Origin of the sequence: Salipiger mucosus DSM 16094, assembly GCF_000442255.1 — a bacterium.
Lineage (GTDB): Bacteria > Pseudomonadota > Alphaproteobacteria > Rhodobacterales > Rhodobacteraceae > Salipiger > Salipiger mucosus.
This window is the reverse complement of sequence record NZ_KE557274.1, coordinates 41,559-65,659: the sequence shown is the minus strand read 5'-3', so window position 1 is coordinate 65,659 and position 24,101 is coordinate 41,559. Positions and strand designations below refer to the sequence as shown.

General features: G+C 60.6%; 35 protein-coding genes and 2 pseudogenes. 7 read left to right on the top strand and 30 right to left on the bottom strand.

The window, feature by feature from the left end; all coding sequences use genetic code 11:
* Nucleotides 1-209, bottom strand: a 209-nt coding sequence (locus SALMUC_RS28725) for a helix-turn-helix domain-containing protein (protein ID WP_156883453.1), incomplete at its 3' end; no start/stop codon positions are given.
* A 1-nt stretch (nucleotide 210) separates the two neighbouring features.
* Here SALMUC_RS28725 and tnpA point away from each other — a divergent pair.
* Nucleotides 211-627 (top strand): annotated as a pseudogene (gene tnpA / locus SALMUC_RS28720) (IS200/IS605 family transposase).
* Between the two features lie 17 nt (nucleotides 628-644).
* Here tnpA and SALMUC_RS29560 read toward each other — a convergent pair.
* Complete coding sequence (locus SALMUC_RS29560; protein WP_156883398.1) at nucleotides 645-842, bottom strand: hypothetical protein; 198 nt, start codon at nucleotides 840-842, stop codon at nucleotides 645-647.
* Nucleotides 843-1,260: 418 nt separating this feature from the next.
* On the opposite strand from SALMUC_RS29560, the gene SALMUC_RS06390 reads away from it, so the two are divergent.
* Together SALMUC_RS06390 and SALMUC_RS06385 are read left to right on the top strand one after the other, a co-directional pair.
* Nucleotides 1,261-1,761 carry a GAF domain-containing protein gene (locus tag SALMUC_RS06390; protein WP_037371297.1) on the top strand — a complete coding sequence of 167 codons (501 nt, stop codon included), beginning with the start codon at nucleotides 1,261-1,263 and terminating at the stop codon, nucleotides 1,759-1,761.
* Between the two features lie 263 nt (nucleotides 1,762-2,024).
* Nucleotides 2,025-2,537, top strand: a complete 513-nt coding sequence (locus tag SALMUC_RS06385; protein WP_245584676.1) for a GAF domain-containing protein — start codon at nucleotides 2,025-2,027, stop codon at nucleotides 2,535-2,537.
* 25 nt (nucleotides 2,538-2,562) lie between these two features.
* Here SALMUC_RS06385 and SALMUC_RS06380 read toward each other — a convergent pair whose 3' ends face one another.
* A complete protein-coding gene (locus SALMUC_RS06380; protein ID WP_020042113.1) occupies nucleotides 2,563-2,781 on the bottom strand; it encodes a hypothetical protein in 219 nt (72 codons plus the stop codon).
* 547 nt (nucleotides 2,782-3,328) lie between these two features.
* On the opposite strand from SALMUC_RS06380, the gene SALMUC_RS29550 reads away from it, so the two are divergent.
* Both SALMUC_RS29550 and SALMUC_RS06375 read left to right on the top strand, forming a co-directional pair.
* Nucleotides 3,329-4,159: a hypothetical protein gene (locus SALMUC_RS29550; protein ID WP_156883396.1), complete on the top strand. Its 831-nt coding sequence runs from the start codon at nucleotides 3,329-3,331 to the stop codon at nucleotides 4,157-4,159.
* 90 nt (nucleotides 4,160-4,249) lie between these two features.
* A pseudogene (locus tag SALMUC_RS06375) lies at nucleotides 4,250-4,480 on the top strand (transposase); the annotation flags it as partial.
* Between the two features lie 38 nt (nucleotides 4,481-4,518).
* On the opposite strand, the gene SALMUC_RS29545 reads toward SALMUC_RS06375, so the two are convergent.
* The 11 genes from SALMUC_RS29545 to SALMUC_RS06325 all read right to left on the bottom strand — a co-directional run bounded on the left by SALMUC_RS29545 (nucleotide 4,519) and on the right by SALMUC_RS06325 (nucleotide 15,421).
* A complete protein-coding gene (locus SALMUC_RS29545; RefSeq protein WP_156883395.1) occupies nucleotides 4,519-4,890 on the bottom strand; it encodes a hypothetical protein in 372 nt (123 codons plus the stop codon).
* A gap of 106 nt (nucleotides 4,891-4,996) precedes the next feature.
* On the bottom strand, nucleotides 4,997-5,911 hold the full coding sequence (locus SALMUC_RS06370; protein ID WP_020042115.1) for a 2-hydroxyacid dehydrogenase: 915 nt from the start codon (nucleotides 5,909-5,911) through the stop codon (nucleotides 4,997-4,999).
* 53 nt (nucleotides 5,912-5,964) lie between these two features.
* Nucleotides 5,965-7,272 (bottom strand): NAD(P)/FAD-dependent oxidoreductase, encoded by a 1,308-nt coding sequence (locus SALMUC_RS06365; protein WP_020042116.1) that lies wholly within the window; start codon nucleotides 7,270-7,272, stop codon nucleotides 5,965-5,967.
* Nucleotides 7,269-8,285 (bottom strand): ABC transporter ATP-binding protein, encoded by a 1,017-nt coding sequence (locus SALMUC_RS06360; RefSeq protein WP_020042117.1) that lies wholly within the window; start codon nucleotides 8,283-8,285, stop codon nucleotides 7,269-7,271. The genes SALMUC_RS06365 and SALMUC_RS06360 overlap by 4 nt, the downstream gene beginning before the upstream one ends.
* Nucleotides 8,282-9,286 (bottom strand): ABC transporter ATP-binding protein, encoded by a 1,005-nt coding sequence (locus SALMUC_RS06355; protein ID WP_020042118.1) that lies wholly within the window; start codon nucleotides 9,284-9,286, stop codon nucleotides 8,282-8,284. Before SALMUC_RS06355 ends, SALMUC_RS06360 begins: the two co-directional genes overlap by 4 nt.
* Nucleotides 9,283-10,170 (bottom strand): ABC transporter permease, encoded by an 888-nt coding sequence (locus SALMUC_RS06350; RefSeq protein ID WP_020042119.1) that lies wholly within the window; start codon nucleotides 10,168-10,170, stop codon nucleotides 9,283-9,285. The genes SALMUC_RS06355 and SALMUC_RS06350 overlap by 4 nt, the downstream gene beginning before the upstream one ends.
* Nucleotides 10,170-11,120 (bottom strand): ABC transporter permease, encoded by a 951-nt coding sequence (locus SALMUC_RS06345; RefSeq protein ID WP_020042120.1) that lies wholly within the window; start codon nucleotides 11,118-11,120, stop codon nucleotides 10,170-10,172. Before SALMUC_RS06345 ends, SALMUC_RS06350 begins: the two co-directional genes overlap by 1 nt.
* 61 nt (nucleotides 11,121-11,181) lie before the next feature.
* Nucleotides 11,182-12,825: a peptide ABC transporter substrate-binding protein gene (locus SALMUC_RS06340; protein ID WP_020042121.1), complete on the bottom strand. Its 1,644-nt coding sequence runs from the start codon at nucleotides 12,823-12,825 to the stop codon at nucleotides 11,182-11,184.
* Between the two features lie 51 nt (nucleotides 12,826-12,876).
* Nucleotides 12,877-14,214: an NAD(P)/FAD-dependent oxidoreductase gene (locus SALMUC_RS06335; protein WP_020042122.1), complete on the bottom strand. Its 1,338-nt coding sequence runs from the start codon at nucleotides 14,212-14,214 to the stop codon at nucleotides 12,877-12,879.
* The gene (locus SALMUC_RS06330; RefSeq protein ID WP_020042123.1) at nucleotides 14,214-14,903 is read right to left on the bottom strand and encodes an SDR family NAD(P)-dependent oxidoreductase; all 690 of its coding nucleotides are present in this window, start codon (nucleotides 14,901-14,903) and stop codon (nucleotides 14,214-14,216) included. Before SALMUC_RS06330 ends, SALMUC_RS06335 begins: the two co-directional genes overlap by 1 nt.
* Nucleotides 14,900-15,421, bottom strand: coding sequence for a MarR family winged helix-turn-helix transcriptional regulator (locus tag SALMUC_RS06325; RefSeq protein WP_020042124.1), 522 nt, complete (start codon nucleotides 15,419-15,421; stop codon nucleotides 14,900-14,902). Before SALMUC_RS06325 ends, SALMUC_RS06330 begins: the two co-directional genes overlap by 4 nt.
* Before the next feature lie 540 nt (nucleotides 15,422-15,961).
* On the opposite strand from SALMUC_RS06325, the gene SALMUC_RS06320 reads away from it, so the two are divergent.
* Nucleotides 15,962-16,294 carry a GYD domain-containing protein gene (locus SALMUC_RS06320; protein ID WP_037371429.1) on the top strand — a complete coding sequence of 111 codons (333 nt, stop codon included), beginning with the start codon at nucleotides 15,962-15,964 and terminating at the stop codon, nucleotides 16,292-16,294.
* 459 nt (nucleotides 16,295-16,753) lie between these two features.
* On the opposite strand, the gene SALMUC_RS06315 is transcribed toward SALMUC_RS06320, so the two are convergent.
* The 11 genes from SALMUC_RS06315 to SALMUC_RS06275 all read right to left on the bottom strand — a co-directional run bounded on the left by SALMUC_RS06315 (nucleotide 16,754) and on the right by SALMUC_RS06275 (nucleotide 19,775).
* A complete protein-coding gene (locus SALMUC_RS06315) occupies nucleotides 16,754-17,104 on the bottom strand; it encodes a hypothetical protein (RefSeq protein ID WP_020042126.1) in 351 nt (116 codons plus the stop codon).
* Nucleotides 17,105-17,128: 24 nt separating this feature from the next.
* Entirely contained in the window at nucleotides 17,129-17,401 is a 273-nt protein-coding gene (locus SALMUC_RS06310) for a hypothetical protein (RefSeq protein WP_020042127.1), read from the bottom strand.
* A gap of 26 nt (nucleotides 17,402-17,427) precedes the next feature.
* Nucleotides 17,428-17,640 (bottom strand): hypothetical protein, encoded by a 213-nt coding sequence (locus tag SALMUC_RS06305; protein WP_020042128.1) that lies wholly within the window; start codon nucleotides 17,638-17,640, stop codon nucleotides 17,428-17,430.
* Between the two features lie 13 nt (nucleotides 17,641-17,653).
* A complete protein-coding gene (locus SALMUC_RS29540; protein ID WP_020042129.1) occupies nucleotides 17,654-17,806 on the bottom strand; it encodes a hypothetical protein in 153 nt (50 codons plus the stop codon).
* Nucleotides 17,807-17,846: 40 nt separating this feature from the next.
* Nucleotides 17,847-18,221: a hypothetical protein gene (locus SALMUC_RS06300; RefSeq protein WP_020042130.1), complete on the bottom strand. Its 375-nt coding sequence runs from the start codon at nucleotides 18,219-18,221 to the stop codon at nucleotides 17,847-17,849.
* Nucleotides 18,222-18,223: 2 nt separating this feature from the next.
* Entirely contained in the window at nucleotides 18,224-18,448 is a 225-nt protein-coding gene (locus SALMUC_RS06295; RefSeq protein ID WP_020042131.1) for a hypothetical protein, read from the bottom strand.
* Nucleotides 18,448-18,711 carry a hypothetical protein gene (locus tag SALMUC_RS06290; RefSeq protein WP_020042132.1) on the bottom strand — a complete coding sequence of 88 codons (264 nt, stop codon included), beginning with the start codon at nucleotides 18,709-18,711 and terminating at the stop codon, nucleotides 18,448-18,450. Before SALMUC_RS06290 ends, SALMUC_RS06295 begins: the two co-directional genes overlap by 1 nt.
* The gene (locus tag SALMUC_RS06285) at nucleotides 18,708-19,025 is read right to left on the bottom strand and encodes a hypothetical protein (protein ID WP_020042133.1); all 318 of its coding nucleotides are present in this window, start codon (nucleotides 19,023-19,025) and stop codon (nucleotides 18,708-18,710) included. The genes SALMUC_RS06290 and SALMUC_RS06285 overlap by 4 nt, the downstream gene beginning before the upstream one ends.
* Nucleotides 19,026-19,034: 9 nt before the next feature.
* Complete coding sequence (locus SALMUC_RS06280) at nucleotides 19,035-19,244, bottom strand: hypothetical protein (protein WP_020042134.1); 210 nt, start codon at nucleotides 19,242-19,244, stop codon at nucleotides 19,035-19,037.
* Nucleotides 19,245-19,266: 22 nt separating this feature from the next.
* Nucleotides 19,267-19,413, bottom strand: coding sequence for a hypothetical protein (locus SALMUC_RS29535; RefSeq protein ID WP_021119917.1), 147 nt, complete (start codon nucleotides 19,411-19,413; stop codon nucleotides 19,267-19,269).
* Between the two features lie 71 nt (nucleotides 19,414-19,484).
* Nucleotides 19,485-19,775, bottom strand: a complete 291-nt coding sequence (locus tag SALMUC_RS06275; RefSeq protein ID WP_020042136.1) for a hypothetical protein — start codon at nucleotides 19,773-19,775, stop codon at nucleotides 19,485-19,487.
* A 167-nt stretch (nucleotides 19,776-19,942) separates the two neighbouring features.
* Between SALMUC_RS06275 and SALMUC_RS06270 the strand changes: the two genes are divergently transcribed.
* Nucleotides 19,943-20,314 carry a hypothetical protein gene (locus tag SALMUC_RS06270; RefSeq protein ID WP_020042137.1) on the top strand — a complete coding sequence of 124 codons (372 nt, stop codon included), beginning with the start codon at nucleotides 19,943-19,945 and terminating at the stop codon, nucleotides 20,312-20,314.
* 37 nt (nucleotides 20,315-20,351) lie between these two features.
* Here the strand turns inward: SALMUC_RS06270 and SALMUC_RS06265 are convergent, their stop codons facing one another.
* From SALMUC_RS06265 to SALMUC_RS06245, 5 genes are all read right to left on the bottom strand, one after another.
* Nucleotides 20,352-21,764 carry a phenylacetate--CoA ligase family protein gene (locus tag SALMUC_RS06265; protein WP_245584675.1) on the bottom strand — a complete coding sequence of 471 codons (1,413 nt, stop codon included), beginning with the start codon at nucleotides 21,762-21,764 and terminating at the stop codon, nucleotides 20,352-20,354.
* Nucleotides 21,765-21,896: 132 nt separating this feature from the next.
* Nucleotides 21,897-22,697 (bottom strand): metallophosphoesterase, encoded by an 801-nt coding sequence (locus SALMUC_RS06260; protein WP_020042139.1) that lies wholly within the window; start codon nucleotides 22,695-22,697, stop codon nucleotides 21,897-21,899.
* Nucleotides 22,694-22,993 carry a hypothetical protein gene (locus SALMUC_RS06255; RefSeq protein ID WP_156883394.1) on the bottom strand — a complete coding sequence of 100 codons (300 nt, stop codon included), beginning with the start codon at nucleotides 22,991-22,993 and terminating at the stop codon, nucleotides 22,694-22,696. The genes SALMUC_RS06260 and SALMUC_RS06255 overlap by 4 nt, the downstream gene beginning before the upstream one ends.
* A 165-nt stretch (nucleotides 22,994-23,158) precedes the next feature.
* Entirely contained in the window at nucleotides 23,159-23,572 is a 414-nt protein-coding gene (gene parS / locus SALMUC_RS06250) for a type II RES/Xre toxin-antitoxin system antitoxin (RefSeq protein ID WP_020042141.1), read from the bottom strand.
* A 120-nt stretch (nucleotides 23,573-23,692) separates the two neighbouring features.
* Complete coding sequence (locus SALMUC_RS06245; protein WP_020042142.1) at nucleotides 23,693-24,097, bottom strand: hypothetical protein; 405 nt, start codon at nucleotides 24,095-24,097, stop codon at nucleotides 23,693-23,695.
* Nucleotides 24,098-24,101: the final 4 nt, after the last annotated feature.

Here is a 24,101-nt window from a genome sequence, read left to right as displayed (position 1 = left end):
AGGGGGTCCTGCTGGCGGATCTGCGTCAGTGACTTTTCCTGGTCGGCCTTCTTGACCGAGATTCCGCGTCTGCGGTAAGCGGTGATCCGCTCCTCGAGCGCGGCGTTATAGAGATCGCAGTGCATCCGGCGGGTGTTTTCAAGCAGCTCTTCCTGCTGCTTGTTAGGATAAACCTTGTATGTGACTCTCCGACGCGCCATTGTTCCCATTATGTTCTCGGATCAGTCTTTTGTCAAGCTACGTCACAGCATCTATTCGCTCAACTCCCACCTTGTCCTAGTCACGAAGTACCGGCGGCCGGCGATCAATTCAGACATACTCGCGAGGCTCGAACAGATATCTTCCAGAAGAGCGACGAACTGGGGTGGATCGTTGCGCGAGTTCAACGGTGAGGCGGATCACATTCATTTGCTTCTATCCCTTCCTCCAACGCTTGACCTGTCGAAGTTTGTCAACTGCCTGAAGACGACATCCTCCCGGATCATACGGCGATAGTTCCCTGAGCATCTCTCCAGATTCTATTGGAAGCCTGTCTTCTGGTCCCGGTCATGTTGCATAGTTAGCTGCGGAGGAGCCCCGCTTTCCGTGGTCAAACAGTATGTTCAAAACCAAGACAATCCGGAATAAGCTCTCAATAACCGCCTTCACCTCCACCCAAGCGCTGCGCGCTCTGGATGGAGCACTGGCGGCGGCCTTGGTAGAATGCTGACTGACTGCCAGACGTTTTCATCGATCAGGCCGGCGCGCCGATAGACCTCGGCACTATCGATGACCTCGAAGTTTTCCAGGAAAACGGCGCGCAGTGCTGCAAAATCAGAATCTTTTGGCATCAATAAATCCATGATCGATACGGTCTCACAAAGACATATTCCGAAAACGATACCTTCTACGCTGATTACTGCAAGCCGTTTTCACAACTTACGGGCAAGTGTTCTGAAAACAGCCGGATTGTTCACGAACGAGCTGAGCATGGGGATCGTCATGAAGGTCGAGGAGGTTCCCACGAGCCGCGCGTTGAAGACCGAATGATCCTCTGAATTCGCAGTGCCCTTGAACGCCCAGCGCGACGAGGACAAAACTCGTGAAGTCGGCCGCGCCGACAACTTGGCGGGCGATGGTCCGAATTTGTTAGGAGTGTGGCGTTTGTTCCGCCGTGGGGCTCCGACGTTGACAGGCTGCCCCTACGGAAGGCACGGTCGGCTATCTCACTGTGTTTTGAGTGGACCAGTTAATGCGTTTGTGGAGAGCGGGGAGGGTGTTGTGAGTCAGTATAGCCTGCATGATCTTGGATTGTTTGGCCGGCAGGAGGACAAGGTTTTCGAAATCGTTGTGGACCTCGTAAACACGATGCTGCGACCGAACGTTGCGCTTGTGTCGGTGATCGACGAGGGCAACGATCATCAGGTTTTCAAGGCTGGACGCGGTCTTCCCGATTATGCGTTGAAAGCCGGAAGATCTCTGTCGTCGCCGTCTTTGTGCTACGATGTCGTCTCGGGAAATGGACCTTTGGTCATTCGGGATCTCGCGAGCGACCCCAAATACAGTGACCACGCCGCGTTGAGCGAGTGCGGCATCCGAGCCTATTTAGGGGTTCCTATCTACGACGTGATCGGGGGCCCGATAGGTGCCGTGTGCGCGATAGATATGAATTCCCGGATCTGGTCAGACAGGGATCTCGAGTTCCTTGAGAGCCTCGCATCCCTGTGCAGTCACCAGGTGCTGTTCCGCGCGACCTTGCAGACCATCAAGATCATCGCCTGATGCGAAAGATGTCCGCCGGTCGTGGCATGGCCGGTGATGGAAACATGTTCCGAGGGGCTGGACACAGGGCACCATCAGGAAGCCTAGTTTCGCAGCAACTGGGCACCTGAAGCATCAGGACGGCATCGCTGCAGGACGTGTTACCGCAGGCTGCCAATCAATCATTGACAGAATCTGCTCTCCCGTGTTCTCGGAAAGGTAGCAAAATCTCCTTACGTGAGTTTCCGCCACCTCCAATTATGCAGGAGGCTAGTATTTCGAACGTGTATAGCATTCGTGAATTGGGACTGCTCGATCAGGGGCAGGACGGGGTCTTTGAAAACATCGTCAAACTTGCACACCAGACACTTGGTGCACCTGTGGCGCTTGTTTCAGTGATCGACGATGCGAACGAGCGCCAGGTCTTCAAGGCCAGGCGCGCCGACGCGAGCCGTGGCCTGCTTGGCGCTCACCTTATGGAGAGTTGGTACACACCACTCTCTCATTCTCTGTGCAATGAGGTGCGGATCCGCGACCGGTCTCTGATTGTTCAGGACATGGCCCGCGATCCGTCTTTCCGACATCATCCGGCCGTGACCGAATACGGTGTCCTGGCTTACATCGGAGCGCCAATTCACGGTCCGGCGAATGACCCGATTGGCGCGGTCTGCGCAATGGATAACTGCGTTCGCATCTGGAGCGAGAAAGACCGCAGCAACATCGAAACCCTCGCAGACCTTTGCAGTCAACAGGTTCTCCTTCGGGCCGCGCTGCAGACCATCAAGCGGATTGCCTGAACAAGGTCGCCCGATGCGGCCGGGATCAGATGTACATCTGACCCCGGAACCCGTGCTGGACGATCTCGTCTCGGCGGATACCGCGGGCCTCGAGCTCTGCGTCGCTCATGGCGAGGAGCTTCTCTGCTTTCTTGAGCCGGGGGTTGGCCTCGGCGAGGGCGACCAGGCCGTCGAAGATGCGGGCGAGGATGCCACGGTGTTCGGTGTCGTTCTGCGGGACGGAATGGATGTCGGTTGCTGTCATGTTGGGTCTCCTTGAGTGTCGGGCGCCAAGCACCCGGTGTTGCTAGAGAACTTAGTTTCTGCGCCGCAGCATAACCACCGCCGATGCCGCATCCCCGCGTCCCGCCTGATGCATGACGCCGGGTGACCTCATCGTAAGCGTTGTCCCGCGGTCACCTTCCGCGAAGTTTCGGCGAGTGCGGTTCGCAATGTGCGCTACAAATCCGTTTCTCAGATCGCTCGGTGTAGAGATCTACGCGTCCGGACACCGACGCTGGCCGGATGAGGCGAAGGCGCAGGTAGTCGCCGAGACGCTACAGCCGGGAATGACGGGGAACGATGTGGCGACGCATGGCGAAGGACGGCAAGCTTGTCCTGCCGGCCGATGATGGCGCCGAAGATCAGCACTCTGCAAGTCGCAACCCATGTCGGTGCCCTCAATTTGGATATAGCTAAAACTGGGCGAAATTCCTCGGTCCGTGACCTTGCGCCGTGATCGGAGATCTGGCATCTCAAATATCATCGAGACATCCAGAACCTCACGTCAAAAAGAGAAGGCGCGAAATCCGATGAGCTCAAGACACAAACGGTTTTTCGATCACCTAGGTCGCATCCTATGCCTCGGCACAATGTGTCAAGTACTCTTCCCCCCTTATAGCGCCTCCGCGTCTCCGCTGACTTCCGAGGATTGTCATTTTGTCGAGCTTTATGATGAGCACGAAGGCGAAGGAGAGTTTGCAACGCTGGTCTCCGACATGCTGCATGCCGACAGCGGTTGTGTTGCCGGGAAAGAATGTCCGACTGCTCTGAGAAAGAGGACCAAACCATTTTCAGTGACATTTGATTCGGGTAACCCCCAAAACTTGCGGGGGCTCTATGCAGTAAACGTTGCCTATACGCTTGAGTTTATTAGAAAATTTTCTGGGCTGGCCGCGGGAGCTAACCTACCTTCCGAAGCAGGAGAAAACGAAGTCCATGTAATAATAACAGGAACGGAAGTCGCGGCACATAACACCGAGGCCCCTGAGCAGTTGCGTAATTTTTATGAGCAAGATGAATTAACATGTGCCGTTGCAAATTTCGGCTGGCATGACTCTGGCGATGAGTATTCCGAAATCTGGCTGAAAGGGAGCTTGCCCGAGCCAAAGTTCGGGGACTGCATAAAGCAAAGCATGTATGAAGCAACTGGCTTCCCGGGAGTGCCAGACCTGGAGAACACAATGCTTGGTGATGGAATTTTTTCGGGAAGAAAGCTCGGGCATCCTTTATATGATGGCCTTTCGATGCGTGAACGAATCGTGATGTTGATCGCATTTACACCGGAGCTCGAGAATGGTCAGTCGCAAAGGGAAACACTGCAAGACGTCAAGCGAATAATACGAGAGGCATGCCGGGAATAAATGGGCCACACACGCAATACTAACTAGGCTCAGGATGCATTGATCTCTGTCACGCAGCATGATTCACGGCTCCGAAAACGGAGCGGTGACATGGTTGATCTTTTCTGGCTGAGCGACGCGCAGATGGCACGTCTGGAGCCTTTCTTTCCGAAGTCGCATGGCAAGCCTCGGGTCGATGACAAGCGCGTGCTGAGTGGGATTATCTTCATCAATCGCAATGGCTTGCGTTGGCGCGATGCGCCTGCTGCCTATGGTCCGCATAAGATGCTCTACAGCCGTTGGAAGCGCTGGAGCGAGAAGGGCATCATCGCCCGGATGATGGCGGTCGAGGCCGTCAGGACATTTTACTCGTTTTTAACTCATCCCGACTTGGTCGCGGAGCGGATCCCTCCACCCTGGATTGTCACGGATGCGTAGGAGAACGTGCTGGTTGGAGATCCTGATTTTTCAGGAGAGGCCGTCTGCATGTCCGTCTTGCGAGCCTGCAGTGTCTCGCGTTTCCTGCCGGCGCGCGCAGCCCACTTAGCGCCATGGATCCCGGCGCAGATCGACAGCAGGCAAGCGGCCGCTGACTCCCATGATGCCGGGTCTTCCGACCCCGCCGCCAGCGCGGAGTAGGCACTGGCGCCCGCCGTGAAGAGGGCCACCACGACCAGGGAGACGCTGACTTTTCGGAAGTGAGTCAGGCGGTCGATCTCGTTCTGAATTTCGTCCCGTGTCCGATCCTGCATCCATGTCTCCTTGTTGGGAGGAGGATCATAGCCGGCGGAGATTTCTCCCGATTTTCGGATCTGATTTCAGGATGTTTGCATGTCCGTCGCAGTGAGGCGGAAAGGCTTAATAGCCGCGGGAGAGATCGATCTCGCCGGGCAGGGACGCAGCGCCCTCGCGATGGGCGCGAATGACCCGCAGGGCATGTTCCGCACCCGGTCGGTAGTCGGTGGAGGCCGCGGCGTGAGGTGTCACGATGACCTTGTCGTGGGTCCAGGCCCAGTGATCCTCCGGCAGAGGCTCGGGATCGGTCACGTCGATCATGGCCGAAGAGATCTGGCCGGTCTCTAGGGCCGTGCGCATGTCGTCCATTCGAAGTTGGCTGCCGCGCCCGGCGTGGACCAGCATCGCACCGGCCGGAAGCTGATCGAACAGCTCCTGCCCTAGGATCCCGTGTGTGCTATCGGTCAGCGGCAGAAGGCACACCAAGACGTCGGATTGCTCGAGGAAGGCTGGCAGCGCATCGGCGCCGTACATTTCGACACCATCGTCGGGCGTCCCGCTGCGCGACCACCCAGACACGGAAAACCCCAGCTCCCGGAGGGATGCGGCCGCGAGCCGACCAATCCGGCCCATGCCCATGATGCCGATGTTGCGGTCACGAGAGGAGGGCACAGGGAGCGTGTTCCAGAGTCCGCGCCGCGCCTGGTCGAGGTAGACCGGCATGTCCCGGCAAAGCATCAGGCAGGCCATGACCACCCAGTCGCGGACCTTTTCCTCGATGTCCCGGGACAGGGTCCGGCAAAGGCGCAGGTGATCGGGCAGGGGGATCAGATGGTCGACGCCCGCACCCGTCGAGACGACCACTTCGAGGTTGGGGAAGGTATCGAGGCTCACGTCAGGTTTCCAGCAGACGAGGTACCGGATTTCCTCGGGCCTCGCCACGTTCTCGGAACTCGTGATCAGGGGCTCGTTTTCCGCGGCGAAGACCTCTCGCCAGGCGGCGGCCCGGTTCTCCGGTCCCAGCAGGAGCGTCGTCATGGCTCACCTTGTCTCGTCATGGAAGTCACTTGTCGGTCGTCGGGAGCAGATTGCTACCACGGCCGCATTTCCTCGCCGGATCTCCACTCGGCGAGGCGGTCCCTGGCCTCGAAACCGCGCAGGGCCAGCTGGGGCGCGAAGGCCATGTAGGCCGGCGCGCTGGAGAGCGGTTCGAGCGGCAGGGCAAGGTCATCGGCGGGGCGTTCGTTCGCCCAGTCGGAGAGAACCTGGCCGACGGTATACCCGGTGGGCACGCCGCGCCCGGAGAGGCCGGTCACAGCGACCGCATTGTCGCCCAGGTGGTAAAGCCTCGGGATCGTCCGGCTCTGCATGTCGAGCTCACCGGTCCAGAGACAATCCCACTCGAGCTGCTCAGGCAGATCCGGGTGATGGAACCGCAACCGGCGGCTCATGAGGTCCAGCATCTTCTCGCGGGTGGCGAACATCCGCGGGAACATGGACGCGACGATGCGGCCGAAGGCATCCCGCTTGTAGACCAGGATGTTTCCGCGTCCATCGTGCGCGGTGACGTTCGATGGCAAGACACTGTCGGCTTCCGGCATCGGTTTGGTGGCGGCCACCATGACCCGCATGATCTTGAAGGTATCGGACAGCTTCGGCCAGCCGTCGCGGGTGTAGGCGCCGGTGGTGTAGATGAGCTTTGTCGCGCGCACGGACCCTCGTGGGGTGGAGACGGTCCATCGACCGTGAGCTCGCTCCGCTTTCATTACCGGTGATTTCACGTAGATGTCGGCTCCGTGCTTCCTTGCCGCGGTCGCCAACCCACGTGCCAGCCCCATCGGGTTGAGATGCGCACCGCCGGGATGAAACCATCCGCCATGCTGCCCGCGCATTCCGGTCAGGGCCGCGATTTCGCCCGCGTCCTTGACCTCCGTGTTCTGGCCGACGGCGTTGTAGCTTTCCGCCTTGGCCCGGAGAGACGGCAATTTCCCCGGTGTGGGCGCGGCCATCACGTAGCCGTTCTGCACCCACTCGCACGCGATGTCATGTTCTTTGATAACGTCACCGATCCGATGGGAAGCGGTCGTCTGAAGGTGGATCAGTTTCTCGCCGCGGGTCGGGCCCAGCAATTGGCGGATCTCGTCCAGGCTGTGGTGATGGAATGTCGGCGTGCAGTGACCCGCATTCCGTCCCGAGCCGCCGAACCCGATTTCCTCGGCTTCCAGCACCACCACGTTCTTGCCTTCGCGTGAAAGCTGCAGGGCCGTGTGCAGGCCGCAGAAGCCACCGCCGACGATACAGACGTCGGCTTCGACCGTCTCGGCCAGGTCATCGACGAAGGGGGACGGTGCGGCCGTCTTTGGCCAGAGGCAATCCGAGATCGGGGAGAAGCGTGTCATGCGGGCTCCTTCTGCTGCTGCGTTGCGGACGCAAGCGAGAGATCATCGCGAATGCAGGCTGCCTTGTGACCGCTGGCGAACTCGCGAAGCTCCGGCGTGGAGTGCGCGCATTCCTCGAGCGCATAGGGGCAACGCGTCCGAAAGGGGCAGCCACTCGGGGGATTCAGAGGGCTCGGGATGTCCCCTTTGAGCACGATGCGTTGCCGGCGGTTCTTCGTCTGCGGTGTCGGTGCCGCGGAGAGGAGGGCCTCGGTGTAGGGGTGCTTCGGGCTGGAGAACAATTCCCGGGTCGGCGCGATTTCCACGACCCTTCCGAGATACATGACGGCGACGAAATCAGAGACGTGCCCGACCACGGCCAGGTCATGGGTGATGAACAGCATGGTGAGCTCGAGATCGCGCTGCAGCCGCCCGAACAGGTTCAGGACCTGAGCCTGTACCGACACGTCGAGCGCGGACACGACCTCGTCCGCCATGATGAAATCGGGATGGACCATAAGCGCTCTCGCGATACCGATCCTCTGCCGCTGGCCGCCCGAGAACTCGTGCGGGAACCGATCCACGTACTGGCCGGGAAGACCCACTCGCTCCAGCATCTCCGCGGCCCGATCCTTGCGCTGGGCGCCGTTCAGCTGGGGTTCGTGAAATCTGAGCGGTACACCTAGTGTTTCCGCCACGCTCATGCGCGGATTGAGGCTGCTGAACGGATCCTGGAAGACCATCTGCATCCGGCGCTTCAAGCCGCGCAGTTCAGCCGATGACGCCGTGGCCATGTCGATGCCGTCGAAGGTCATGGAGCCGGCCGTTGGCTTCGTGAGGCCCATGACCGCTTGTCCGAACGTCGACTTGCCCGACCCGCTTTCACCCACAAGCCCGAGCACCGACCGTCGGGGAATTTCAATCGATATTCCGTCGACGGCCTTTACGACCTGGCTCTTGCCACCGAAGAGGCCCTTTCGGAGTGGGAAATGCTGCTTGAGGTCGCGTGTTTCGATCAGGGCTTTTTCACTCATTCCGCGGCCTCCTGAAGGGTCTTCCAACGCTTGCAGCGCACGAGATGACCGTCTCCTGCGTCTTCGATGGGCACGGGCGGCACGTCGCATGTCCCTGCAAGCGCGTGTGTGCACCGCGGGTGAAACGAGCATCCGGTTGGACGGTTGTCGGGATGGGGAACGAAGCCTTCGATGGACTCGAGGTCGCCTTCCTTGAGACCCGCCGTCTCGAGCTTCGGGACGGCCCGCATGAGACCACTGGTGTAGGGCATCAGTGGACGTTCCAGCACGGTTTCCGTGCTGCCTTCTTCCACCATCTCGCCGGCGTACATCACGATGGTCCGGTCGGCGATGTCCGCCACGACCCCGAAATCATGCGTAATGAAGAGCATGGCCATGCCCGTTTCTTCCTGAAGGCGGTTCAGGAGTTCCAGGATCTGGGCCTGGACCGTCACGTCGAGCGCGGTGGTCGGTTCGTCCGCGATCAGGATATCCGGCTCCAATGCCAAGGCGATGGCGATCATGATCCGCTGCCGCATGCCGCCGGAAAGCTCATGAGGGTAGGTGCCGAGGCGGTGTTCCGCATCCGGAATGCCGACCTGATCGATGAGCTCGATGGCCCGCTGCCGCGCGTTCCTTTTCGACATGCGGCGGTGGCTTCGGATCGCCTCGATGATCTGGTCTCCAATCGTGTAGACCGGGTTCAGCGAGGTCAGCGGTTCCTGGAAAATCATGGCGATCCGGTCGCCGCGCAGCCGGCGCATGCGGGACTCGCTGAGCGACAGCAGGTCGATGTCCTCGTCGGAATGCAGAACGATCTTTCCCTGAACCCTGGACTGGGACGGCGACAGAAGACGCATGATCCCGAGACTGGTCACGGATTTCCCGGATCCGCTTTCACCGACCAGGGCCAGTGTCTTTCCGGCTTCGAGGGTGAAGTTCACCTTGTGGACGACGGTCAGCTCGGAGTCTCCGGTCCCGAAACTGATCGTCAGGTCCTCGACGGTCAGTACCTTGGTCATTGTGCGTCGCTCCGTGCGTCGAGGGCATCTCTCAGGCCATCGCCGATGAAGTTGAAGCTGGTCACGGCCGCAGTGATCGCGATCCCCGGAATGATCGCCAGCCAGGGCGCGGTATCCAGGAACTGCTGGGCGTTGTTGAGCATGTTGCCCCAGCTCGGCATAGGCGGTTGGATCCCGTAGCCCAGAAAGCTCACGTAGGCTTCAAGCAGGATGGCCTTGGCGATTGTGAGGGTGGCGGCCACGATGATCGGCCCGATGGTGTTCGGAAGCAGTTCCCGGAACATGATCCATCGGTGAGAGGCACCGCTGATGCGGGCCGCGGTGATGAAATCCCGCTCGCGGAGAGACCGGATCTCGGCGGAGACGATGCGGGCCACCTCCATCCAGCTGGTCACCGCGATGATGAGCGTGATCATGAAGGCATTGGGCTCGAGGAATGCCGCCAGCGTCAGAAGAAGAAAGATCTGCGGAAAGCACAGGAAGGAATCCGTCAGCCGCATGAGAACCGTGCCGGTCACCTTGCCGAAGTAGCCGGCGACCAGGCCGATGACGGTCCCGATCAGCGTGGACAGGATCATGGCGGCGATCCCGACCATGAGCGAGACACGTCCCGCCATGAACAGGCGGGCGGCGAGGTCGCGGCCCATCTCGTCGGTCCCCATGATGAAGGTATCCGTGAGCGGGGGGCTGAACCTGTCGCGAATGTTGATGTCGAGCATGTCGTGCGGCAGGAGCCAGGGCCCCACCACGCAGAGGATCCCGATGCCGACGATCATGACCAGGCCCGTGATGGCCAGTCGGTGGCGAACGAACCGCCGGAGCGTCCGGCTTTCGAAGAAGCGGAGTTTCGAGTTTGTTTGAATCTGCTCAGTCGCTGCAGCCATTATTCGAGCCTCACGCGTGGGTCGACGGTTGCGACCAGAATGTCGGCGATCAGGTTTCCAAGGAGAACGAAGATCGCGGTGAACATCAGAACGCCCATGATGACCGGGTAGTCGTTGTAGCCCAGGCTATCGAGGAACAGGCGGCCGATGCCGGGCCAGGTGAAGACCGTTTCGGTCACGAGCGCGCCGGACAGGAGCATGGGAAGTTGGATGCCCGCCAGAGTGATCATCGGAATGAGGGCGTTCCGGACCACGTGACGGTAGAGGACGCGCTGCCCTGTCAGGCCCTTGGCGCGCGCGGTGCGCACGAAGTCCTGGCCGATGACGTCCAGCATCGCGGAGCGCATGTACCTTGACCAGATCGCGACGCTCACGAGGGCGAGGACCACCGACGGCATGACGAGATGGTGCGCGTAGTCGAGGAAGCTCTCGTCGCCGATGCTGTACATGTTGCCGGACGGGAACCAGTCGAGCTGGAGCGAGAAGACATAGATCGCGACCAGGCCGAACCAGAAGGTCGGGATGCTCAAGGCGATCATGGCACCGACGGTCGCGATGTAGTCCCAGGCCGAGTAACGGCGGGTGGCGCCGAGAACGCCCACGAGTGTGCCCAGCCCGATGGAGATCACGCTCGAGCTCACGACGAGAAGGACGGTTGCGAACAGGTGCCCGGAAATCACTGACAGCACCGGGCGGCCGTCGCGAAAGCTTTCGCCCCAGTCTCCGACAAGGAAGCTCGTGAACCAATCCAGGTACTGGATGGGGATCGGGCGGTTCAGACCCATCCGCTCGGCGATCTGGTTGAGTTCCGCCTGCGTCATCCCCGGCGACAGGGCGTATTGCGAGAGCGGCCCGCCTGGCGCGAGATGAAGGATCGTGTATCCGATCAGTGAAACCAGGAACAGGAGCAGCAGACTGTGCCCCAGCCTGTGCAGGATAAACCGTGCCATGACTGTCTCCCCGTTGTTGTCAGCCCGGCCGGATCGGCCGGGCTGCTTTGGTGTCGAGGGATCAGGCCCAGCGCCACTCGCCGACGTTCCAGGTCTCGATCCGCACGTTCACGTTGGGATCGAAGCCCTCGAGGCCGGCCTTGTGCCCGCGGAGGTTGGCGTACTGGAAGATCGGAAGGAAAGGGAGATCCTCCCGAACGACTTCCTGGAGCTTGTTGTAGATGGTCTTCCGCTCTTCCTGCACGAACAGGCTGGCGCCTTCTTCGAGCAGCTCGTCGACCGTCTCGTTCTTGTACTGCCAGGTGTTCTGACCGGCGCCGCCCTGCGCGCTGATCGCGGTGGAGTGGAAGTAGTTCGAGACGTCCGGGTCGGGCCCCGTGGTGTAGACGATGCCGACCATCGCGGTATCGAACTCGGACATCTGCCAGTACTCGCCCCACATGACGGCCGGTGGCAGGTTGGAGATCTCCATCTCGACGCCGATCTCGGCGAAGTCCTGCTGGATGAACTGCTGCGTTTGCTCGCGCACGCTGTTGCCGGCCGTGGTCGAGTTCTTGAAGGCCAGACGGACGCCATCCTTCACACGCACGCCGTCATCTCCGGGCACCCAACCGGCCTCGTCCAGGATCTGCTTGGCTTTCTCGAGATTGTACTCAGACTTCGGGAGATCCTCGTGGAAGTAGGACGACCCCTTCGGCAGGAAGCTCTCCGTCGGCTCCGGAATGCCATAGTAGATCGCATCGACGATGGTCGTCTTGTCGAGCGCGTAGTAAAGCGCCTCGCGCACGGCCGGATCCTGAAATTGCGGCTTGCCCAGGTTGAAGCTGATCGATTCCACGGTCGACGCTTGGGTAATCACGACTTCTCGGTCGTCCAGCTGCTTGGCTTGCTCGAAGCGGTCGAACTGGATCCCCTGAAGGCCGATCACGTCGATGTCGCCGGTCCGGAACTGCGTGTAGAGAACCGTCATGTCCGGAATGTAGCGGAAGATGACGGTTTCCAGGTACGGACCGTCGCCCCACCAGTCGGGGTTGGCATTCAGCTGGATGTAGTTGCCGGCGACCCGTTCCCCGAAGCTGAAAGCGCCGGTGCCCACGGGGCTGTTCCGGAAGTCCGTCTGGTTGGGGTCCTCGGCATCGGCCAGGATGTGTGCCGGCACGATGAAGGTCCACGACAGGATCGACGCGTAGGGCGCGAAGGGCGACTCCATCTCCCAGGTAATCTCGTGGTCGTTGACCACCTCGATGTTCCGCACAAGCTCGTGCCCGGTCCGGCGCATGGCGCTGAAGTTCGGGTTCTGCTGCAGCTCGATGGTGAACTTCACGTCCTCGGCGGTGAACGGCTCGCCATCATGCCAGGTCACGCCCTCACGGAGCTTGACGCGCCATTTCAGGCCGTCTTCGGACACGCCACCGTTCTCGACGGTCGGAACTTCAGTGGCCAGGGCAGGGACGAAATCACCGTCCGAGTTCACGGTGAAGAGCGGGTCGAACAGGTTGAAGTGCACACCTTCGTCGACCTCGATGTGGGGCATGTGCGGGTGGAGGACCGTGGGCTCCTGGGAGAACCCGATGATCACCTGCCCGGAAGCGTCCTGAGCGGCGAGGCGGCTGCCCGCGACGCCGGACATGAGAAGCGTGAGGCCGGCCGTGCCGGTTTTCAGGAAGTTTCTTCTGTTCAGGTTGGTCGTCTTCGACGTCGTCATGGAACACTCCTTGTTGGTCCGTTGTTCTTATTGTTCTTGGGGTTGTCCCGATCAGTAGCCCAGATCGGGGGCGATCCGGCTTCCGTCGGTAAACCGCGAAAACCGAAATTCCTTGGGGTCGACACGCGGCGTGCGACCCGTGACCAGGTCTGCCATCAGGCCGCCCGCGGCGGGCCCGATGCCGAACCCGTGTCCCGAGAAGCCAGTGGCCATGTAGAGACCCGGTGTCGCTTCCACTTCCGAGATGACGGGGATTGCGTCGGGCGTGACATCGATGCACCCGGCCCACGTCTGTGCGACCTTCGCGTCTTTCAGCGCCGGGAAAGCGGCCGAGGCGTTGGCCAGCAGCGAATTCACCATTCTCGGCGACGGGGTCGGGTCGAAGATCCGGTTTTCGTCTTCCTCGAACGGCGTGACCTCGCTGGAGGACCATTTCTTTTGCCGCCGGGCTTCCCGCAGGAACTGCTTGCTGATCCTGAAATGAAGCTCGCGGCCCTGCATTTTCAGAGCGCGCAGGTACTTTGCGGCGTAGCGGAACGAGTTCGGAACGATGTCGACGGTCGTTCCCGCGCCGCGAGAGATGGTATAGCCACCGTCCTCGCGTTTCCGGATTGCGAAATCGTTCGTCCAGGTCGCATCCTTCGGTCCGCCCTCTATGGGCTCTGTGCGCAGGACGTGGCTGACGACGCCCAATGCCGGCAGGTCGATCCCCATGTTCCCTGCAAACAGGTTGGACCAGGCGCCGCCCGCCAGAACCACGCTGGCACAGCGGATTTGACCGCGTTCGGTGACGACGCCTGAGACCCGGCCGCCCTCCGTCTCGACGGTCCTGACGGCGCATTTCGTGAGGATGTGGGCGCCGCGATCTCTCGCTGCCTCTGCGATGGCCGGCGTAGCCTTCTGGGGCTCAGCTCGCCCGTCTGCCGGCGTGTGAAGGGCGCCGGCACCGGTCAGCTGGCTTCCCGGATTGAGGTCGCGCATCTCCTGGGGGTTCAGGATCTCGCTCTTGATCTGGAATGGCTCGAGGTGCCTTTTCCAGTTGCGATAGTTCTCGACCGTCTTCTCGTTCTTGCAGACGAACGTGATGCCCGTCGTGCGGTAGCCCGTGGAACGTCCCAGGCGCTCGTCGATGTTCTTCCACAGGCGGAGAGATTCCGCCATCAGAGGGATTTCGCGGGGGTCACGCCGGGTGATGCGCACCCAGCCCCAGTTGCGGCTCGATTGCTCGTGACCGATGCCGCCCTTCTCGCAAACGGCGACACTGTATCCGGCTTCGGCAAGTTCCAGTGCCGTCGAGGTGCCGATGATGCCGCCGCCTATGACAACGACATCGACTTTTTCAGGAAGTTCCGGATCACCCTGAACATGAACTGGCGTGGGGCCGGGCATTAAAACAACTCCTCAAGTTGGCAGTTTACCGAGAGTTCGGCGACCGATGCGGTGTTGGGCAGCTCGATTGCCGTGCGGACAAGCTCGGCGAGGTCGCTCGCCTGCGTCATCGCGGCGGGGTCGGTCTCGGTGATTGCCCTGGCCATGTCGGTGTTGACGAAGCCCGGGCATATGGCGGTCGCGCGGATGCCGTGCTCCCAGCCGGTTTGGCGAAAGCCGTGGACCAGAGCGACCGCGGCATGTTTGGTGAGCGCGTAGGACGAGGAGGCGGAGGACTTCACGCGCTTCCCGGAAAGGGAGGCCAGTACCGCGACCCGTCCCTTGCCGCCCTGCTTGAGCGGCTCCCAGGCTGCGCTCACCAGTCGGCGCGGAGACTTGACGTTGACCTCCCACATCGCGTCCAGCGTTTCGTCGTCGATCTCGACGATGTCCCGGGGTGTCATGATCCCGGCACAACATGCGACGGCGTCGATCCGGCCGAACCTGTCCATTGCGGCCTGCACCCAGGCCTGCTCGTCGGCGCTTCGGGCGTCATGCTGAACGACGTGCTGATGGGAGAGCTCGGGCGCGACGTCCGTCGTGTCCCGCAGGCCCAGCGACAGGGACCAGCCATTCTGTTGGAGTGTTCGCGCAACGGCGAGGCCGATGCCTCGGGAGGCACCGGATATAAGTGCGACACGGGTCGTCATGGGGTTCGGGCCTCGATGATTTTCTTGTAGATACTTTTGGTTATCCGGAGAAGTTCATCCCGGTCTTCCTTTGGGACGTCAGCAAAGAAGTCTTTCGACTGCTGCTTCACGATGTCCCGGACTGTCGCTGCGAGCTCGTGCCCGGCGTCGGTGATGTACAGGCCGGAAGCTCGGCGTTCGTTCGGGGATTCCACCTTTTCGACCAGCCCGTTCTTCAGCATGTGACTGACGATCCGGCTGATGCTCGGGCGGTCCCGGAGCGTTGCCTGGGCGATGGCCGATGGCCGGATTCCAGGATGGCTGTCGATTAGCAGCAGGGCCGTGATCTTGCCCGTTCCCCGGGCGACTTCGAGGCTCTCCAGGCGAGCATCGAGATCAACCGACAAGGCATAGTTGACGGACCGGACGTAGAAACTGAGAAGATCTTCGAGGCAGTCGAGGTCTTCGATACCAAGCGATTTCAGGCTTTCGCTTGGCCTTACGCCGGAGGCGCTTGAGGGGGGCGTGTCGGTCGTCATGCAGATACTGCACGCTACAATGGTTGCGATTCGCAACAGTTGTTTTTCTTAACTGTCATCCAGCTGAGATGTTCTGGCGAAAAAGTCAGATCTTGTGCATGACGTGGCGACGTTTGATGGGCCGGACGGCGATGCTCGCAATCCGAATGCAGGCTGGACGGCCGCGTGTCGGCGTCGCGCATGGCTGCTCGCAAGGCGACAGCAACGCCGACAGTCCTACCGGTCGCTGCGGATGCTCAAGTCTCGCGGCGACTGGGAAGGGCATCTGAGGGAGGACGGTGTCTGGACTTTCTGTGCAGGTGCGAAATGGCTGGGTGGCGCATCGCCTCGACACCCTATTCATTTCAGCGTCGCCGCCAGTCGGATCCCAACCTAAAATCGAACACGGGACCGAGAGCTCTGACACGCTCGCGCTCCGTGAATTCAGAAGTTCCCGTCAAGAAAATGTGGTAGGATTTTGTCAGGCACACATTGGCCTGCTCAACCGAAGTGGTTTCGGTTGAAAACGAATATTATTGCGGTTTCAGCATGGAGGAGAAGATGCCGAGATTTATCATTTCTGGGAATTACACGGCCACTGCAATGAAAGGGATGATCGACACCCCCAGCGACCGCGAGGCCGCGACCAGGGCACTGGTCGAGGCAGCCGGTGGCAAGCTGGAAACCTTCTATCTGACAACGGGTGACAACGACTTTTCCTTGAAAGTCACCATCGACGACGCGTCTGATTTGTTGGCCGCGTTGATGGTCGCCGGCGCAAGCGGTGCAGCAAGCAATCTCAAGACCGTGCGTGCATTCACTTCGGAAGAGTTCACCGAAATCCAGAAGAAGGCCGGCAGTATCGCGAAGGCTTACAAGGCGCCCGGAAGCTGATTGAAGGAAGCTCCACGAATGACGTGACTGAGAGTGGCTTGGTGAGCCGCCGCTCACTGAGTGAGCGGAAATCACGGCTGACGTACCGTCATCTTTGCGTGTGGCGGGCAAGGGATCTCGAGCTGCTTGCGCCGCCGTAAAGCGCCATTATGTCTGAAGGCGTCCGGCCGCCAAAGCTCCTCCAGAGGCGACCGGACTGAGGCAAGATGGCGCCCTCCCCCGGCGGCATCTCACGATTGGTCGGCCCGCCTTGCTCCTCCCGGCGGGTCGGCCTGCAACTTATGGTGGCACCAGACACGACTCGAGCCATCGAGTCCAGAGTCGATTTCACGAGAGCGTGAGGACGACTGCCGACAGTCTTCGCCCAGCGCACCTTGGTGTCAGTCGGGGTCGTATTCCTTCTTCGCCGACTGGCTTTCGACCAGGTCAGTCCCCCTGTCGTGTGTGGATTGGCCCAAGTCAGCGCCCGAACCGCATGCTGACACCGCCGCCGAGGTCGACATGACCAGGATCCGCTGTCTCGAGCGGGCCGATCACCGAGCGGATCCTGGCGTACTTGTCGCCGGCCATGCGGATGTCCTCCCAGTGCTCGACCAGGGTGGCCCAGTACGCGTTGACCTGGGCCATCTCCGGGAGCCGCTCCCGGAGCTCGGGCACGGCCTCGAGCAGGCTCTCGCAGCGCCGAAAGTCACCGCCGTCGTGTGGATAGGCGCCGCTGGTTGGCATACCCAAGAAATGGCGCGCCATCGTTTCGGCCGAGGCGCCGGTCGTCCCGCTCAGGGCCCATTTGGCGATTGCTTCGTAATCCATTGAATTCCGATTCCTTCTTCCTGATCAGAGGCCGGGGCCCTTGGCGCCTGGACGAGGTCCTGCGGTCCCATCCTCCCCGGTCAGGTGCCCGAAAACAGTGTCGATGGAGATCCCGGGGTAGTGCCGGCGGGCACTGTCGATCACCGCCTGCTTGCTGTCGCCATAAAGACGGTCACAGATCGTGAAGCCGGACAGGTTCCCGCCGCCATCCTCGGCCGGGTGGTAGCCGATCTCGGCAGTCCACTGGCCATCAGAGGCGCGAATACGTGCGGTCTCGGCGAAAGCGGGTGTCGTCATGATTACAATCCTTTTATCTGATGCGGTCAGTATCGCGGCAGTTCGTTCTTGGCCTCGGCCGCCGTATCGTACAGTCGCGAAACTGGAAGAAGGCAGCTGCCCTCGACGTCGGCGTCCTTCCTGAATTTGCGGGTGGCGCGCCGGATCTCTTTCTTGGAGAGGTCGATGTCTGTCCAGGCAAGTGGTTGGACGGTTCCGTCATCCAGTCGCAGGCAGAGTACCCTGGTTTCCTTGGTCATCGGATTGGTCCTTTCAGGTCCCTTTTTCTTCGTGCTGCTTGGCCGCGAACCACCCGAGGCGGAAGGCGTCGGAAAGCTGGCTCGGCGTGTCCGGCGACAGGCCATTTCTGAGGAGTTCGTCACGCAGTTCCGGCGGATTCCATTCGGGTTTGTTGTGAAAGCTCATGATCGTTGTCCTTCGTGCGGCTGGACGGCGTTTTCGAACATCAGAGAGCGGCTCCGGCCTGAGCCTGGATGATGTCTTGGAAATGATCCGCGGCCGGCCGCAAGCGCTCGATCAGGGCGCCATCTTCCACGAGATCGACGACCCCATCGTAGCCGACCTCGTCCCAGAGCACTTCGAGCGCATCCGACCAGGCTTCGTGCTCCTCATCATCGTAGGCCGGAAACCCTTTCGGTTGGGTGGCCTCGATAACCTTGAAAAATCGCGCCCAGCCAAGCTCATCCGTCGCGTCGAGGTCGAAAGCAAGCCGCAGGTCCTCGGCGCAGGAGTTGCGCCCGATAGCCTCGCTTGTGCTGCCCGCCGCGAATTCCCATTCGGCCACCAACCCGCACAGCTTCTCGCGTTCCTTCTGGCGCATTTTCAGGATCCTTCCTCGGGCTTGGTTAGAAACGGCGGCAGATGCCGCGGATGAATGGCGCGCTCTTCGGGAACCCACCCATCGGCATCCTGCTTCGGAAAGTGCCCATGCCAGGTGCCAGTGCGGCATTCCGAGCAGATGGCGTCCTCGAAGCTCTTTGCGCACCAATACCAACCGACGGCGGTGTTCTCGATGGCATTGCAGTTCTGGCAGGCAAAAAGAGGCATTAGTAGGGTTCCTTCGCTAGGTTGCCCGTGAGCCCGAGCGGAAGCTCGTCGATCAGGCTGTCGACCTCCCGCCATGCAAGGATCGGGGTCGCGAAGTCGAAATGGAAAAGGCCGTCGATGACGGACAGGTGGCCATTGGAGATCTCGAAACCCTTCGAAAGCGCCAGGCGGCTGCCATGACGCTCCTCGGCAAGCCACAGGAGAACCGCCCGGTCCTTGGGAACCGGCTTGTCCTTCGTCGGGATCCAGGGGCTGTTGCTCATCCTTTCGACCCTTTCGGCATCGTAGGCTGATCCGCATCCTCATCGAGATCCGCTCGGTCAATGGTGACCGTGGGACGTCCGTCAGTCGCGGTCAGATTTCGTTTCAAGCGAGCGATGAGTGTCTGCATGTTGGTCTCCTTCAGGGCCGAAAGGATGTCCTTGCCCGGATCGCTGATTGCGCGCTGACGGTGTTCCGGGTCCAGCAGTGCCAGAATGCGCTCGTGCACGTCCCGGTCTTCCTCGCTTTCGTCATGGAAGGCGGCCGCGGCGCGACGGATTCCGATCTCGTAGCCGGTCTCGAGGCTGGTTTGCATGATCTGCTTTTAGCGAGCCTCAAATTCCTGGCGAAGCGAGGCTTCCCGTTTTGGCGCCACCTCGTCGAGCATGCGAGCCATCTCTTTCAGGATATCCCGGAAGCTCGCGGCACCGGTGGCATTCCAAGTTGCCTGCTCGTCGAACTTCGCGGCGATATCCAGCTTGCGCGCGAGCGGTGCAACGAGATCTTTCCAGGTTTTGGCGGTGTTTTCTGTCATCGTTATTCCTTCCGCATCAGGATCAGATCCCGAACAGGGACCACGCAAGCCGTGCCAGAGAACTGTTCGGACGCTTGAGACTGACCAGGCGCTGCTGGCGCTCGATCTCCGAGATCTCTCCGCGCTCGAACTTGTCCTGAATTCGCCGCACTTCACGCGACTCGAGCACGGCGCGTCTCTTCTTGCGCATCCTGCGGGACAGGACGGAACCACGGATTGCCGAACCAAGCATCGGCGCGCTCAAAGGTCGAACAGCGTGATCGCGAAGCGCTTCATTGTCTGAGCGCCCAACGGCGCCCATGCCTTGAAGCCCTCCTTGCGGGCGGCCTCGGCGACCTCGTGCGCGGAGAACTCGATGACGAAGCTGTCCATGCGACCGGCCAGCCGCTCGAGATCGTCGCGCTGGGCGGTCTCATTTTCCGAGAACCAGCAGCACGCGAAATGGGTATTCCAGGTGGCATCGTTGGGCCGCAGCATCCAGGCATAGTTCTTGTTTCCGGCGCGACCGCCTTCGATGCGTGAGATCTGCATTGGAAGCTCCCTTTGCTTGATAGAAGTGTTAACCGCATAATGAATAGATGGCAAGGCTGGCCGCATTTAATCCTTCAGGTCGTGCGCAATTTCTGCCATGAGACCGGACAGGGAGCAGATCATGACGTCGATCAAGGAAGAGCTTTTGGAAGAATACATCGGCCGCGATGATGATTACTGGGGGGATCGTGCCGAACGAGCACTCCGGCGCCACGTTCCCGAATGGCGCCGGTCTGTACTGCACCGGGTTCGCGCTCGAGATCCAGGAAAAGCTCGGCGACCGCGTGGCCGTCTACGGCTTCTTCGCCGAGGACAACCCGGGGACGGTCTGGGATCGCCTCGCGAATGGCCATGATTTCGCGGTCATCGACGACCGGTTCATCGTCGACCCCTGGGTGTCCGACATGGAGCAGGAAGGGCAGGGGGTCTATGATCTGGAAGACGACGACGACACCGCCGAGATCGCACGCCTCTATGGGGCCCGGGCGAACTGGGACGTCGTGTCGCCGGCGCCCACTCCGGGCAGGCCGGGGCCGTAGGTCCGTTGGCTGGTGAGAACGGCCACCCAAGCCGCCATCATGTCACTTTCCGTGCATCGGAACTCTGCAGGGGCAATATTTCGTGGAACTTGCCGCTTGGAGTGAATTCCAGCGGGTCTCGACTTGCCCGCACCGCGACGTTCTCCAGGCGGTTTTCGGCGAAAACCCGTTTCACGGAGGCAATGACCTCTTCGAAGACGATCTCTGCCGATGCCGCCTCGGCCGCTTGTACGCGCACCTCGAACTCCGTTTCGCCTGTTTGGACCAACTGAACGCGCTGGGCATTCTCGTGCTCCAGCTCGAAGACGAGCGGCGACAGCGTTACTTCACCGACACGGACGAGCGTGGCCTGTCGCCCTTCCACCTCGAAACTGTGAAACGGTGATCCACAGGGGCACGCGTCCTGAAAATATCGGACACAGTCCCCGAGATCGTACCGGATGAAAGGCTGAACTTCGTTGGCGAGAACGGTTAGGAGCACGGTCGCTGACAACGTTCCATCGGGAACGGACTGCATCTTTTCGTCGACCGCTTCTAGGATGACCCAGTCTTCGTTCACGTGTTTCCGCCCGTGGCTGCAGGTGAACGCGAGCGCAAGGCACTCGGTGCACCCATAGAAATCAGCGATACCGTACTTCAGAGATGGAAAGGCCTCCGTGACCCTCTTGCGGAGATCGTTCGTCAGCGTCTCGCCTCCTGTACTGAAGAGTGCCGGTTCGATCCGCAACCGACCGTTTTCCTTTTCTCTGGCAAGAATGGTCAGCATGCTGGGGTAGGTCACGATCCAGGCAACGTTCGGGATCGCATTCAGGGTGCGAATGAGCCTTTCAATCGGCTGCTCCGCCTCGACGAAGGTCAGCCCCAATCCCTTCGCCAGTGCTGGATTGAGCCTTTGCATCAGCTTGTTGAACCCGTTGCCGGCAAAGTGACCGTTCCCGCCGGTGATCGTCACCCTCACGCCAAGCCTCCGGACTTCGCGGATGAGCCTCCAATGGTACCGCTCGAAGCGTGCCATCATGATCCCGTAGTAGTATTCCACGAAGGACGAGGGCAGAACGATAATGGCCGGTTCTCCCGATGTCCCCGAGGTCTGGAAAACGGCGACATCGTCAATCGGCACTCCCACATTTTCGAAGTCTCGGAGGTGCTCGCGGGCCCTATCGAGAGGAAGCGAGCGGATCGTCAGCCAGTCATTGAATTCCCTCATGAGATCGGGTTTGCGCGTCACCGGCAGATCGGCCAGATTGATCTCGCTTGATGGCGGCAGATCCGCGTAGAGCCTGCGGAACAACGGTGAGGCGCTCCGAGCCTTTTTCACGAGACGCCGGAGATTGCGACGTTGCCTGGCCTCGATACGCGGTCGCCCGCCCCAGCCTGTCCAAAGTCCGTCAGCGAAATATCCCAATGCTTTCAGAACGCTGAAACGCATATCTGCTACGATCCCCTTCATGGCATGGCGTGTGACCGCCAATGAGGAAAGCATACCACGAAAATGGCAAGCCGACTGCCGGCAAATCGGGCAGGTGCTGGCGTCTGCGTCAGCTGCTAGAAAACTCTGAAATTAGCGGGCCATAGATCCTGATCAGACTTCGAAGACGAACTGCGGCGGTTGGCCTTCGAGGTCGCGTTGCCCCGGGTAGCCGACCGACACGTTGGCCAGATCGCATCCGGAGATCCTGAAATTGGCAGGCGTGTGCGTGTGGCCGAAGAGCCAGCGCCTCGGTCCGTACCGTTCGATCACTTCGCCGAGGTCAGACGCGTAGGCGGCGGAAACGTCGCTGTCCGGGGTCGAGATGGCGTCGGGATGCGGTGCATGGTGCGTGACCACGGTTGTCTCCCCGATGAACCCGTCAGCCAGCTTACCCTTGAGCCACGAAAGCTGTCGTTTGTGCAGGTCGAGGAGGTCTTCTGGTCGGATCCGCCGGTAACCGTCTCTGCTGATCCTGATTTTCCTGAAATCGTTCATGCGCTGCTTCACATCGTACATGTTGGCATAGACGAGGTTTCTGCCGCCCAGCGCGTAGTCCGTCCACAGAGTGCATGCCAGGACGCGGCGGCTGTCGTCGATCCTGATTTCTGCATTCTGCGCGAAATGACACCCGAGGTCATCGCAGGCCGCCTTCAGCTTGTCTTCCCGGTCGAGGTGATGCCCGTAGTAGTCATGGTTCCCCGGGATCACGTGAACCCGGTCGGGATCGACCCGGTCCAGAACCGCGGGGAGCATCCGGTGCCACTTCTTGGCACCGTTGTTGGAGATGTCGCCGGCCAGGACGACAATGTCGGATTTCCAGATCTCGGGATCCAGGTGCTCGAACGGATCGAGGTGGGCCTCTGCCCAGAGATCCAGGTGCAGGTCTGCGATGGCCGCCAGTTTGGTGGTCATAAGTCGAAGACCAGCACGGCCAGTTTCCGGGAGAATTGCGCGCCGACCGGCGCAAGGCCGTCCCAGCCCTTTTCCTGAGAGGCCTCGAGTACCGACTTGGCGTCGAAATCGACCAGCTCGCCGCCAACCTTGGCATGCAGGGTTTCCAGATCGTCACGACCGGACAGGAGGACATCCGAGCTCTCGGTCCACCATTGCACCGCGTAGTAGCCGTAGGTCTTTTCGGCGCCCGGCATCAGCATCCGTGCGTAGTTCCGACCTTTATAGCCAACGTGGATATTCGAAAAACTCGGCATTCCATCACTTCGATCCGTGTTAACATTTTGGTAGCACACCAAAGAACAAGATCCCAATAGAAAAGAATAGATCATCAATGTTGACAATTCTTACGGAGTGGTCGTTGCCAATCTTGGATCCAGTGCGAGGCGCTCCTGAACTTCACCTTCCATGACGTCGCCCACTCACGCGTAGACGCCGTACTCGAGGCGCGTGAGGTGATCCTCGACTGCTTCGCGGCCGGCGTGCGTTTTCAGCAGGTCGATAGGCTTTCGGTGGTCGAGAGCCATCGCCGGCGTCTTCAGCCACTCCTCTGCTTCTTCACGGCCACCCATGAGGTCTTCTACCCGGCCGAGGATCTCGGCGAACTGCCAGACACGACTGCTCTGCTCGGCGTCGAGCGGATCGGATTCCGACATCGCCTGGAGCGTGCGCAAGCTGATCCCGATCAGGTCCTCGATGTTGCCTTTCAAGAATGGAACGGACGACACAAGGTGACGAAGCACCGGCGACGGAAGTCCGCGCGACAGCAGGTCGTGTGCTTCGAGCGCATTGTGGACCCGCAGCTCCGGCAGAATGTCACCCCCGAGGACCTGCACGGTTCGGGCGACGTCGGGATCGACAGTTCGACAGTTAGGGTCTTCGCTTGCGTGGTCACGGGATCCTCAGCGCCATTGCGACAAGTGACAAAGAGAATTTTACACTCATCGCAATGGCTTTCAACGGTCACGTAGGCCTTCACGGACATCCGCCACCCGAACTGATGAGCGCTGACAGAAGTCGCGGAAACTGATCGGGATCGCATCCGAGACTTCCTGGAAATGCCTGTAGCGCGCCTGGCTCCGGCCGGTGGCAATGACGTCGGAGGCATGGCCGTCGAAGGTCACCACGAATTTGCGATGCGGATCGCCGATTTTCTCGAGGTATGCCGCCAGCGCCGCCCGGCCGCAGTCGGTGACATGAAAGGCTTCGCTATCACCCAGCCACCGCCGGCCGTCTGTCCAGTAGGGTGACCGGCGAAGCTCCTCCGCCTCCGGTCCCTCGTAGCTGGTCAGGAAGCCGTTTCGGTCCGTTTCCTGCGTCGGGTCGAGCGGCCGGCCCAGCGCGTGGTCGATGCGATCCATTTCG